The sequence below is a fragment of the Sphingobium yanoikuyae genome, from assembly GCF_034424525.1.
Classification (GTDB): Bacteria; Pseudomonadota; Alphaproteobacteria; order Sphingomonadales; family Sphingomonadaceae; genus Sphingobium; species Sphingobium yanoikuyae.
Genome location: NZ_CP139979.1, coordinates 2,595,986 through 2,608,667, shown reverse-complemented (window position 1 = coordinate 2,608,667; position 12,682 = coordinate 2,595,986). Strand labels below are relative to the sequence as shown.

Sequence of the window (12,682 nt, the reverse complement as noted above, 5' to 3'; positions counted from 1 at the left end):
GGCGGCCCTAAGGAGGGGATGATGAAGACCAGCTTTCAGCCAAGCCGCATTTCCACGCTCGCGCTGGCCATGGCCTGCCTCGGCGGGCCTGCCCTGGCGCAGGATGCCGCACCTGCCGAAGCGCAGGCCGCGGCGGCCGGGAATGCCGAACCCGTCAATGGCGAGGATATTGTCGTGACCGCCGCAGCCGGCGACAAGTCGCGGTTCCGATCGTCCATTTCGGTGTCGCAGGTCAGCCAGGAAGCGATCCAGAATTTTACGCCGCGTTCCGAAGCCGAAGTGCTGCGCTCCATCCCAGGCCTCCAGCCCTCCGATACGGCGGGGCCGGGCGGCAACGCCAATATCGGTGTGCGCGGCATCCCGGTTTCGACGGGCGGCTCGGAATATGTCGCGCTGCAGGAGGATGGGCTGCCTGTCACCCTGTTCGGCGACATCCAGTTCGGCAACAACGATTATTGGCTGCGCTTCGACCAGAATGTCGAGCGCGTGGAAGCCGTGCGCGGCGGCTCCGCCTCCACCTTCGCCAGCCAGGCGCCCGGCGCCGTCGTCAACTATATCAGCAAGACTGGCGAGAAGGAGGGCGGCTCGATCGGCCTGTCCAAGGGCGTCGGTTTCCGCGAGACGCGCGTCGATTTCGACTATGGCGGCCCGATCAGCGATACGCTGCGCTTTCATGTCGGTGGCTATGCCCGCGAAGGCGGCGGCCCGACCAATGAGGATTTCAACATCCTGCGCGGCTATCAGGTGAAGGCCAATCTGACCAAGGATCTGGGCGACGGCCGAGGATATATCCGCTTCAATTTCAAGCGGCTGGACGAACAGGCGCCGACCAACACCACCATGCCGTCGCTGGTGACGATCGATGGAAACAAGATCACTAATTTCAAGCCATTGCCGGGCTTCGATGCGCGTGACGGATCGACCTATTCCATCTACCAGCGCAGCTTCCAATATGTCGACATCAATGGCGTGCTCAAAAATGCCGATGTGGAGGGCATCCACCCCCGCGTCACCTCCGTCGGGGCGCAATTCCATTATGAGCTGAACGACGCGCTGACCGTCGACAATAATTTCCGCTACACCGACATGAGCGGCAATTTCACCACCCAGTTCCTGAATGTCGCGACGACCGCCAGCGTGCTGGGATCGACCGTCAACGGGCAGACGGTGGGAGCGATCCGCTATGCGGCGGGGCCGAACAAGGGGCAGGCCTATACCGGCACCTATCTGAACAATAATCCGAACATCAACACGGTGATGAAGGATATGGGCAGCATCGCCAATAATCTGGCGCTGACCGGCAGGTTCGATGTCGGTGCGGGCAAGATCACGGTGCAGGCGGGCTGGTTCCACATGAGCCAGAACATCGTTCAGGACTGGCATGTAAACCGCCAATATAGCGCGCTGGAAGGCGAAAATGCCGCGCCGCTCAATCTCTATTCCACCACCGGTTCGCAGATAACCGCAGCGGGCCAGGCGGGCTTCAACGACAATTGGGGCAATTGCTGCGCCCGCAGTGTAGACCTCAAATATACCGATGATGCGCCTTTCCTGTCGGCCAATTATTCGGGCGGCGGCTTTGACCTCGACGCCAGCGTGCGCTTCGATCGGGTGCGCGGCGAAGGCACGGCGCAGGCGGGCGTCGTTGGCCCCGATTATATCGTCAGCGATGAAGTGGGCAGCGCGACTATCCCGTCCATGGTGCCGGGCGGCGCGATCGAGCGGATCAATTACCGGCGCAGCTATACCAGCTGGTCGTTCGGTGCGCTCTATGCCTTCGACACCAGCACCAGCATCTTCGCCCGCGTCAGCCGGGGCGGGCGCTTCAATGCCGACCGGCGCACGCTGGGCGGGAATTTCAATGCCGACGGGTCGCTCAACAGCCAGGGTGCCAGCACGGCGATCAACTTCCTCAATCAGCAGGAAGTGGGCGTGAAGCATCGTGGCTTCGTCGGTGGGTCGGGCAATTATTCGGTGGAAGTCACCGGATTTCGCTCGACCCTCACCGAAAATAATTACGACTTTACCCGGATCAACAATCCGCCGCCGAACAATGATCCCAACATCTCCAACGACTATCGCTCCTGGGGCGTGGAACTGACCGGGCGCCTCAATCTCGGCAATTTCCGCCTGGCGGTCGATGCGACCTGGGTGAACCCGAAGATCAAGGACAGCGCAACGGCGGCGTTGGTCGGCAACCGGCCCGGTGGCATTCCCAAGCTCACCTATCTGATCTCGCCATCCTATGATGCGGGCCTGTTCGCGGTCGGCCTGTCGGCCAGCGGGCAGTCCAGCGCACCCAATGACGACTTCAATCTCTACACCGTGCGCGGCACGACCTTCTTCAATGGCTTCGTGAAGGTGCGGCCAATCGAGAATCTGGAGCTGGGCCTCAACGCCAATAATCTGTTCGATACGCTTGGCTATCGCGGTGGCGGCCAACTGCTGCCGATCAGCGCAACGACTGGCATCTTCCAGAATAGCGCGGTCTATGGCCGCACCGTGACGGCCTCGATCCGCTATAATTTCTGACCCGATCCGATGCCGGAACCTATGTTTCGGCTACCTCGAAGGCCCGGCTCCCTCAGGGCGCCGGGCCTTTTCTTGTCAGCTTGACTCCCGGATCACGATCTCCGGCGCGATCTGGATCGATCCGACCTCCTCGCCCGCGAGCCGCTGACACAGCTGCTCGACCAGCAGGGCGGCACCGCGGCGGATATCCTGCCGGATGGTGGTAAGCGGCGGGTTGGACAGTCGTGCCAGCGGGACATCGTCAAAGCCCACGACCGACAACTGGTCGGGCACGCGGATATCCTGTTCGGCGGCGGCGGTGATGACGCTCATGGCGGTGACGTCGGATGCAGCAAACACGCCATCGGGGCGACGGCCCGCCGCGAAATAGTCGGCCGCCACGCGATAGCTGGCCTCTGGCGTGACATGCGCATGAACCAGTTCGACCCGATCGCGCGCATCGGCGGGCAGGGCGGACAGAAAGCCTTCATAGCGGGCAGCAAATTCCGGCACCGCGACATTGCCGAAAAAGGCGAGCTTGCCGCGTCCACGCTCCAGCAGATGGCGCGCCGCCAGCGCGCCGCCGGCGACATTGTCGGTTCCGATCGTCAGATATTGATTGCGCTCGGCATGGGCGCCCCAGATCACCAGCGGGCGATAATGGCTCGCGGTACGGTCCAGCACGGCGCTCTGGTTGGACTGGCCGATGATGATGACGCCATCAACCCGGCCGGCGCGGATGAAGGCGTCCAGCCAATCCTCGCCATCGGGCAGGACGCGCGAAAGCAGCAGATCATAGCCGCGCTCCGTCAGTTCGTCGGCCAGAAAGCCCAGCATCGCCATGAAGAAGGGATCGGACAGATGTTGCCCGCGCTCATGACCCAGGGGCAGCAGGACAGCGATTGCCCCGGTTCGGCCCAGCCGCAGATTTTGCGCAGCCACATTCAACTGGAAGCCATGCTGGGCCGCCAGTTCCTGAATACGACGGCGGGTATCCTTGTTGAGTGCGCCCTTCGACGTCAGCGCACGCGATACCGTCGATACCGAAACCCCGGCGATCCGGGCGAGGTCGGTTATGCTGCGGACAGGTTCGTTCTGATGATCCGTCATGCCCTATCGTCTAGGCCAGGGAAGGACGGGGGACAATCCGGATCGCGGCTGTATCAATTCTTTCGGGGTTTCCTGACGATCAGGGTGGCGGCCCCGGCGGCGATCATCATCACACCACTCATCAACAGGATGTTACGCGGATCGCTGCCCAGCAGCGGGTGGTAGATGACCGGCACGATCAGCGTTTCAAGCAGCATGGGAATGACGATGAACATGTTGAAAATGCCCATATAGACCCCGGTCCGCTCGGGCGGGATGGCGTTGGCCAGCATGACATAGGGATTGCCCATCATGCTGGCCCAGCCAATGCCGATGCCGATCATCAGCAGGAACAGGTGCGTGCTATCGCTGGTGCCGGGGATGGCCAGCATCGCAGCGCCGGACAAGGCGACCGCGACGGCATGGACATAATGCGACCCGATCCGCCGACTGAGCGGCACCATGGCGAAGGCGGCGAGGAAGGCGACGGCATTGTAGAGCGCGCCCGCCTGGCCGGTGAGCAGCACCGCCTGGCGAAAGCCGCTGCTCTTCGGATCGGCCGTGTCGAAAATGGAGCGGGCCAGCGCGAAGCTGATGAACTGCCAATAGGCGAACATGGCGAACCATTGCAGCAGCATCGACAGGGCAAGCTGGCGCATGGCGACAGGCATGTCGCGCACAGCCGCCATGAAGTCGCGCAGCGCCGTGCCGAAGGACAGCCGCTCGCCGCGCATGCGTGCAATCTCCTCCGCCGGCAGCGGCAGTTCGGGCACGCGCAGCACGGACCACAGGATCGTCGAGATGGAAATGACTGCGCCGATCAGAAAGGCGATCCGGGTCACGTCCGGTATGCCGTTCGCATCGACCAGATCGGCATCGAAGCCCCACCACACCAGGAGGGTGGGCGCCAGATAGGACAGCGTCTGGGCAAGGCCGGTAAAGGCACTTTGCGTCAGGAAACCGACCGATCGCTGGCTCTCGTCCAGCCGATCGCTGACATAGGCGCGATAGGGCTCCATGGTGATGTTGTTCGCCGCATCCAGCATCCAGAGCAGGCTGGCCGCAAACCAGAGCGTCGGGCTGTAGGGCATCATCAGCAGGCCCAGGCTGCACAATATGGCGCCGATCAGGAAATAGGGCGTGCGCCGCCCCCAGCGGCTGACCGTCCGGTCGCTCAATGCGCCCACGATCGGTTGCACGAGCAGGCCGGTAACCGGCCCCGCCAGCCAGAGCAGCGGCAAATGCGTCTCATCCGCGCCAAGATAGCGATAGATCGGCCCCATATTGGCCTGTTGCAGGCCAAAGGAGAATTGGATGCCGAGGAAACCGAGATTCATTTCGACGATGCGTGACAGATGCATTCGTGGTTTTCTGGCTCTGTCCCGCATAGATCCTCTCCGTCGCCCTTGCGACCTTTCTGTCGTCGATCATACAGAGTGATGATAGATATGCAAACGTTTGCTGATTCTATTAGGCAGTATTTTCGAACCCAAATAGCTGGAGATTTGTTGGCTGGATCGGCCGGGGAGGGGCCGCTCTGCATGATGGACAGCCATCGGAAGCTGTTGCAATCTTCGCGGCATTCATGATTCCCGATCATGACATCATGCCGATCATCGCATGAACCTGAACGGCCTTTCCTGTGTTATCCTCCATCTGGGTAGATGGCAGGCCGGAAGACGGCCGCCAGTTTTTCTTCGATAGAGCGCGCAACCAGCGTCTGCAGGGGAGATTTTCATGGCCGATTTTCCGGATATGGGCGTGTCGCGACGCGGCATATTGGCGGGCGGTGCCGCCTCCGCGACGGTTGCCGTCATTCCAGCGCCAGTGCAGGCGCAGCCGTCTGCCGCTGCGTCGCCGCCAATGATGGCGGTGGACTTCGTCGTGAATGGCAAGCGACAGCAGTTGAAGCTCGACACCCGCACGACATTGCTCGACGCGCTGCGCGAACATCTCAAGCTGACCGGCACCAAGAAGGGCTGCGATCATGGCCAGTGCGGCGCCTGCACCGTGATGGTCAACGGCACCCGCATCAACAGCTGCCTCAGCCTGGCGCTGCAGCATCAGGGCGACGAGATCACCACGATCGAAGGGCTGGGCATGCCCGACAATCTGCATCCGATGCAGGCCGCCTTCATCGCCCATGACGGCTATCAGTGCGGCTATTGCACGCCGGGGCAGATCTGCTCTGCCGTTGCCGTGCTCAAGGAAATAGAGCAGGGGGTGCCCAGTCATGTCCAGACGGACATCACCCGCGCCCCGGACTATTCCAATATCGAGATGCGCGAGCGGATGAGTGGCAATCTCTGCCGCTGCGGCGCCTATTCCAACATCGCGCAGGCCATGGCGCAGGTCGCGGGAGCAAAGGCATGAAGAGCTTCACCTATGAACGGGCGAAGACGCCCGAGCAGGCCGCCGCCGCCGTGGCCGGCCGGCCTGGCGCCAAATATCTGGCTGGCGGCACCAATTTGCTCGACCTGATGAAGCTGGAGATCGAGACGCCGACCCATCTGGTCGATGTCCAGGATCTGAAGCTCGACCAGATCGAGAAGACGGCGGAGGGCGGGCTGCGGATCGGCGCGCTCGTTACCAACACGGCGCTGGCGTCGGACATGGCGGTCCGCCGTGACTATGGCGTCCTGGCCCGTGCTATCGTCGCCGGCGCCAGCGGCCAGCTGCGCAACAAGGCGACGACAGCGGGGAACCTGCTGCAGCGAACCCGCTGTCCCTATTTCTACGACACCAACATGCCCTGCAACAAGCGTCGGCCCGGCACCGGCTGCGCGGCGATCGGCGGCTTTTCCCGGCAGCTGGCCGTCATCGGTTCGTCGGACCAGTGCATCGCCACCTATCCCGGCGACATGGGCGTGGCGCTGCGCCTGCTCGATGCGAAGGTCGAGACGGTGAAGGCCGATGGCGCGAAGCGCGCAATCGATTTTGCCGACTTCCATCGCCTGCCCGGCAATGAGCCGCAGCGTGACAATGTGCTGGAGGCTGGCGAACTGATCACCGCCGTCACCCTGCCCAAGCCGATCGGCGGCACCCAGCTCTATTACAAGGTGCGCGACCGCGCCTCCTATGCCTTCGCTTTGGTTTCGGTCGCCACCATTATCCAGAAGGACGGTAGCGGACGCGTGGCATTTGGCGGCGTCGCCCATCGACCCTGGCGAGTGGAAGCGGCCGAAGCCGCCTTTCCAGGCGGCGCGCGCGCCGTGACGGAGAAGGTCTTTGCCGATGCCCGCCCAACCGAGGACAACAGGTTCAAGCTGAAACTGGCCGAGCGGACGCTGGCGTCGCTCATGGCCCAGGCGAGGAGTTGATCCCATGAAATTCGATGCCCCCGCCAAGGCCAATCTGTTCGATCAGGCCAAGATCGTCGGCAAGTCGACGCCCCGGATCGACGGCCCGCTCAAGACGACCGGCCAGGCGCCCTATGCCGCCGAACGCCATGATGTCATCGCCAACCAGGCCTATGGCTTCGTCGTCGGATCGGCCATTGCCAAGGGACGGATCGCGGCGATGGACACCAGCCTCGCGCGCGCCGCGCCGGGCGTGATTGCCATCGTCACCGCCCCCGATACCAAGCCGGTCGGCAAGGGCATGATGAATTATGCCCCGCTGTTCGGCGGCAGCGACATCCATCATTATCATCAGGCGATCGCCTGCGTGGTGGCCGAAAGCTTCGAGCAGGCGCGCGCCGCCGCGGCGCTCATCCGCACCGATTATGTGCGCGACAAGGGCGTGTTCGATTTTCCTGCCGTCGCCCCGGCCGCGCCGCTGGCCAAGGGGCAGGGGGGCAAGCCCGACACCAGCAGTCAGGGCGATTTCGCCGCCGCCTTCGCCGCGGCACCGGTGAAGCTCGACGCGCGGTACAGCACCGCGAACGAAAGCCATTCGATGATGGAACCGTTCGCCACCATCGCCGCCTGGGAGGGCGACAGGCTGACGCTCTGGACGTCCAACCAGATGATCGCCTGGGCCAAGCAGAGCATGAGCAAGATCCTGGGCATCGACCCTGCCAATGTGCGGGTGGATTCGCCCTATATTGGCGGCGGTTTCGGCGGCAAGCTGTTCGTGCGGGCGGATGCCGTGCTGGCGGCGCTGGGCGCCAAGGCGGCCGGACGGCCGGTCAAGATTGCCGTGCAGCGCCCGCTGATGGCCAATAACGCGACCCACCGCCAGGCGACGATCCAGCGCATCCGTATCGGCGCGGAGCACGACGGGCGGATCACGGCGATCGGTCATGAAAACTGGTCGAGCAACATCAACGGCACCGATGGCGAGGATGGCACGGCCCAGACGCCCAAAGTCTATGCCGGCGCCAATCGCATGACCGCCAATCATGTCGCCATGCTCGACCTGCCGGAAGGCAATGCGATGCGCGCGCCCGGCGAAGCGCCGGGGCATCTGGCGCTGGAAGTGGCGATCGACGAACTGGCCGAAAAGCTTGGCATGGACCCGATCGAACTGCGCATCCGCAATGAGCCCGAAGGGACGGTGCCTGCTAACGCGAACCAGCGCATTTCCGATCGCAATCTGGTCCGCTGCCTGCGCGAAGGGGCGGAGCGGTTCGGCTGGACGCAGCGCAGCGCCAAACCGGGGCAGCGCCGCGAGGGCGCCTGGCTGATCGGCATGGGCGTAGCGGCGGGCTATCGCGGCGGGCCGACGGCGACCTCCGGCGCGCGCGCACGGCTCGGCACGGATGGCCGTATCACCATCGAAACCGACATGACCGACATCGGTACCGGCAGCTACACGATCATCGCCCAGACCGCGGCGGAAACCATGGGCGTGCCGCTCGATCGGGTCCAAGTGGTGCTGGGCGATTCCGATTTTCCCGCTTCATCGGGTTCGGGCGGCCAATGGGGCGCGGCCAGTTCGACCGCCGGCGTCTATGCCGCCTGCGTGGCGTTGCGCCGCGCGATCGGCCAGAAACTGGGGTTCGACGCCGATAGCGCGACCTTTGCCGACGGCCGGATCGATGCGGGCGGTCGCCGCATGGCGCTGACCGATGCCGGCGCCCTGACGGCGGAGGATGAAATCAGCTTCGGCGATTTCAAGAAGGGCTATGACGTCGGCACCTATGCCGGCCATTTCGCCGAAGTCGCGGTCAACGCCTATACCGGCGAAACCCGCATCCGCCGCATGCTGGCGGTGTGCGATGCCGGCCGCATCCTCAATCCGCTGTCGGCGCGCAGCCAGGTGATCGGTGCCATGGTCATGTCGGCCGGCTCCGCCCTGATGGAGGAACTGGCGGTCGACACCCGCTTCGGCTTCTTCGTCAATCACGATCTTGCCGGCTATGAAGTGCCGGTCCACGCCGACATCCCGCATCAGGAATGCATCTTCCTCGACACGCTCGATCCGGTGGTCTCGCCGCTGAAGGCGAAGGGTGTGGGGGAACTGGGCATATGCGGTCCCGGATCGGCAATCGCCAACGCCATCTACAATGCCACCGGCATCCGCGTGCGCGACTATCCGCTGACGCTCGACAAATATCTCGACCAGATGCCCGACATGGCCTGACCCTCAACCGGAGCAAGAGCATGAAGCCGGACAAGACCGCCATCGTCCTGATCGAATATCAGAATGATTTCGTCAGCGAGGGCGGTGCCCAGCATGAGGCGGTCCGGGATGTGATGCGCGCCACCAATATGCTGGCGAACAGCGTCGCCCTGCTGGATGGCGCGCGCCAGGCGGGGCTCACCATCCTTCATGTGCCGATCAGCTTTGCGGAGGGCTATCCCGAACTGTCGACCCGGCCCTATGGCATCCTTGCCGGCGTGATCGCCGCCAGGGCCTTTCGCCGTGGCAGTTGGGGCGCGCAGATTGCCGATGCGATGGCGCCGATCGATGGCGAGATCGTGGTGGAGGGCAAGCGTGGCCTGGACTGTTTCGCCAGCACCAATATCGACTTCATCCTGCGCCAGCACGGCATCACGCACCTGGCCATTGCCGGCTTTCTCACCAATTGCTGCGTCGAATCCACCATGCGCTCCGCCTATGAACGCGGCTATCATGTCGCGACGCTGATCGACTGCTGCGCCACCATCGGCGAGGAGGAACAGCGCGTGGCCATCACCAAGGATTTTCCGATGTTCTCGCTGCCAATGACCGGGCGGGAGTTCCTCGCGCAATTTGGCTGAAGGACCGATCTGCCCCCTCCAGAGCGGGGAACTTCTGGCCGGGAGGGCAGCATTTGCCCCGATGCCTGCACCATTCTGCAAACGCTTCATAAGTTTATGTTGCTGTGCAGCATAAGCCATTGTGGGCCGTAATCGCCGCGGTTAGGGGCGCTTTCGATGAGGCTGGCAGGGAACAGGTGTCGAGTTGGCGAGTGAGCGTTTCGGCTTGCGGCAGGCGGCCGCGTGGCTGTCGGAGGTCGTCGGGCCTGACCGCAGCTATGTGAATGTCGGGATCGTCTATACGGTGGCGATCAGCCTGTTGTCGCTTGCTACCCCCATCTCCGTGCAACTGCTGATCAACTCGGTAGCGCGCACCGCGCTGGTCGCGCCCTTGTGGATCCTGTCCGGCGTGCTGCTGGCGCTGCTGCTGGTCGTGGCGGGGCTGAGCGCGCTGCGCGTCTATCTGCTGGCGATCTTCGAACGCCGCATCTTTGCGCGGGTGGTCGCGGAAATCACCGTGCGCGCGGTCCATGCGCAGAACCCCTTCTTCGTCGATGAAAGCCGGGGCAGCCTGTTCAACCGCTATTTCGACATGGTGATCGTCCAGAAATCGGTGCCCAGCCTGGTGATCGGCGCCTTCACCATCGTGCTGCAGGGGGCGGTGGGACTGGTGGTGACCAGTTTCTACCATCCCTTCTTCCTGGCCTTCAACCTGGTGCTGGTGACGGTGTGCCTGATGATCTGGCTGGCCTGGCGGCATGGCGCGATCACCGGCGCAGTGGGCGTCAGCCATGCCAAGCATAATGCCGCGCACTGGCTGGAAAGCGTTGGCGGTTCCAACGGCTTCTACAAATCGGCCCGCCATCTCAATTTCGCGATGGACCGCTCCGAAACGGTCATTGCCGACTATATTGCCGCGCATCGCCGCTATTTCCGCTATAGTTTCGCGCAGACGCTCGGTTATTTCCTGGTCTATGCCTTTGCGGCGGCTGCCTTGCTCGCGCTCGGCGGCAATCTGATCCTGGCCGGCCAGCTTTCGATCGGGCAGCTGGTCGCGGCGGAACTGATCCTGTCCGGCGTCTTCTACGGCATCTACCAGCTCGGTTCCTATCTCGACACCTTCTATGATCTGGTCGCGAGCAGCGAGGAGCTGTCGCAAATCCTGGCCATCCCGCAGGAGCGGCTGGGCCAGCGCGGGGAGGCGCCGCGCGACGGATCGGTGCGCTTCCGCGATGTCGAGATCGACAAGGCCCAGATCAATTTCGAGATTGCGAGCGGCGAACAGGCGGTGATCCTGGCCGAACCGGGCATGGAGAGCGCCCTGGCGCTGCTGCTCAAGCGCCACGCCGCGCCCGACAGCGGCATCGTCCTGATCGGCGGCAGCGAATTAGGCAGTTTCGACATGTATCTGCTGCGATCGGCGGTGATGGTGCTCAATCGCCCGACCATCATCGACGTCACCCTGCGCGAATATCTCTCGTTCGCCGAAGGCCGCGACATGGATGGGGCGCGGATCATGAATGCGCTGGAACGGGTTGGCCTGGGCGCACGGCTCGCCAGGCTGCCGCATGGGCTGGATACCCAGCTCGCCAGCTCCGGCTCGCCGCTGTCGATCGTCGAAGTGATGCAGCTCAAGCTTGCCAATGCCCTGCTCAGCCGTCCGCGCGTGCTGCTGTTGTCGCAACTTTACGACATGATGCCGATTGCCAGCCTCAAGGCGACATTGGCCGAACTGCGGGCAGCGGGCACGACCGTGCTGCTGAGCAGCGGGCGCCCCGAAGCGCTCGACCTTGACGCCTGGTATTGGGTTGGCGCGCGCGCGCAGCAACGGTTCACCGACAAGGATGAATTTGCCCGCTTCGTTGCGGCGCGGGAGGCGCAGCCATGACGCTCGATCGCGCCCAGGCCGAACATTTCCCATCGCTCGCCCAGTTGCGGCCGCCCCGACTGGTGACGACCGTCGCTTGGCTCATCCTGATGGGCGTCCTGCTCGTGCTGGCGATCCTGTTCGTGCCCTGGCAGCAGACGGCGCAGGGCGGTGGTCAGGTCACGACGCTGAGCGCGCAGGACCGCGCCCGCGACGTATCTTCGCTGGTGAGCGGCCGCGTCGCCGAGTTCTACGTCAGGGACGGTGATCATGTCCGCGCCGGTGATCCGATCGTCCGGGTGGTCGATGTCGATCCCGATTTCCTCGCCCGGCTGGCCGGGGAAAAGGCGCAGGTCGAGGCGCAGATCGCGGCGGTCCAGCAGGCGCGGGCCACCGCGATGATCGACGTCAATCGCACCAGCCAGCTCTATGCCGAAGGGCTGGCCGCCCGGCGCGATTATGAGCAGACCCAGATCAAGGTCGCCGACGTGGACGCGAAGCTCGCCGAAGCGCGCGCGAAGCTCAAGCAGATCGAGATCAAGCTCGCGCAAAGTTCGGCGCAGATCGTCTCGGCGCCGCGCGAAGGCCGGGTGCAGGATCTGAATGCCGCAGCGGGCGGCGCGCTGATCTCGTCCGGCACGGTGCTGGCGACGATCGCGCCCGAGAATATCACCCGCGCGGTCGAGCTGTATGTCGACGGGCGCGACGTGCCGCTGGTCGAGCCGGGGCGCTCCGTGCGGCTGGAATTTGAGGGCTTCCCGGCCTTCCAGTTCAGTGGCTGGCCGGCTTTTGCTGTTGGTATCTATGACGGCCAGGTGCGGTCGGTTGACCCCACGCCGCGCACCGACGGGTTGTTCCGCATCTTGGTGGAACAGGCGCCGGGCAAGACCGCCTGGCCGGAGCGACGCTTCGTCCGTCAGGGCAGCAAGGTGCTGGGCTGGGTGCAGGGCGACACGGTGCCGGTCTGGTATGAATTGTGGCGCCAGCTCAACGACTTCCCGCTCAACTTCGGCCAGGATCAGGTGGCCGGCAAGGGCGAGGTGAAAGCGCCCAAGGACGACAAGAGTTCGATCGAGAAGAAGAAGTGACG

At 63.8% G+C, this 12,682-nt stretch carries 9 protein-coding genes; 7 read left to right on the top strand and 2 right to left on the bottom strand.

All coding sequences use genetic code 11. The features are described from left to right. Nucleotides 1-21: 21 nt before the first annotated feature. Nucleotides 22-2,532 carry a TonB-dependent receptor domain-containing protein gene (locus U0025_RS11965; protein WP_004207620.1) on the top strand — a complete coding sequence of 837 codons (2,511 nt, stop codon included), beginning with the start codon at nucleotides 22-24 and terminating at the stop codon, nucleotides 2,530-2,532. A gap of 75 nt (nucleotides 2,533-2,607) precedes the next feature. Here the strand turns inward: U0025_RS11965 and U0025_RS11960 are convergent, their stop codons facing one another. Both U0025_RS11960 and U0025_RS11955 read right to left on the bottom strand, forming a co-directional pair. Further along, a complete protein-coding gene (locus U0025_RS11960) occupies nucleotides 2,608-3,621 on the bottom strand; it encodes a LacI family DNA-binding transcriptional regulator (RefSeq protein ID WP_004207619.1) in 1,014 nt (337 codons plus the stop codon). 53 nt (nucleotides 3,622-3,674) lie between these two features. After that, nucleotides 3,675-4,961 carry an MFS transporter gene (locus tag U0025_RS11955; RefSeq protein ID WP_139278832.1) on the bottom strand — a complete coding sequence of 429 codons (1,287 nt, stop codon included), beginning with the start codon at nucleotides 4,959-4,961 and terminating at the stop codon, nucleotides 3,675-3,677. A gap of 376 nt (nucleotides 4,962-5,337) precedes the next feature. Between U0025_RS11955 and paoA the strand changes: the two genes are divergently transcribed. The 6 genes from paoA (at nucleotide 5,338) to U0025_RS11925 (ending at nucleotide 12,680) form a co-directional block, all read left to right on the top strand. Next, the gene (gene paoA / locus U0025_RS11950; RefSeq protein ID WP_004207617.1) at nucleotides 5,338-5,973 is read left to right on the top strand and encodes an aldehyde dehydrogenase iron-sulfur subunit PaoA; all 636 of its coding nucleotides are present in this window, start codon (nucleotides 5,338-5,340) and stop codon (nucleotides 5,971-5,973) included. Then, entirely contained in the window at nucleotides 5,970-6,920 is a 951-nt protein-coding gene (locus U0025_RS11945) for an FAD binding domain-containing protein (protein WP_004207616.1), read from the top strand. The genes paoA and U0025_RS11945 overlap by 4 nt, the downstream gene beginning before the upstream one ends. A gap of 4 nt (nucleotides 6,921-6,924) precedes the next feature. Then, nucleotides 6,925-9,126, top strand: coding sequence for an aldehyde oxidoreductase molybdenum-binding subunit PaoC (gene paoC / locus U0025_RS11940; RefSeq protein WP_004207615.1), 2,202 nt, complete (start codon nucleotides 6,925-6,927; stop codon nucleotides 9,124-9,126). Nucleotides 9,127-9,146: 20 nt separating this feature from the next. Then, nucleotides 9,147-9,746, top strand: coding sequence for a cysteine hydrolase family protein (locus U0025_RS11935; RefSeq protein WP_004207614.1), 600 nt, complete (start codon nucleotides 9,147-9,149; stop codon nucleotides 9,744-9,746). A gap of 184 nt (nucleotides 9,747-9,930) precedes the next feature. Then, complete coding sequence (locus tag U0025_RS11930) at nucleotides 9,931-11,613, top strand: ATP-binding cassette domain-containing protein (RefSeq protein WP_004207613.1); 1,683 nt, start codon at nucleotides 9,931-9,933, stop codon at nucleotides 11,611-11,613. Further along, complete coding sequence (locus tag U0025_RS11925) at nucleotides 11,610-12,680, top strand: HlyD family secretion protein (RefSeq protein ID WP_004207612.1); 1,071 nt, start codon at nucleotides 11,610-11,612, stop codon at nucleotides 12,678-12,680. Before U0025_RS11930 ends, U0025_RS11925 begins: the two co-directional genes overlap by 4 nt. Nucleotides 12,681-12,682 lie beyond the last annotated feature (2 nt).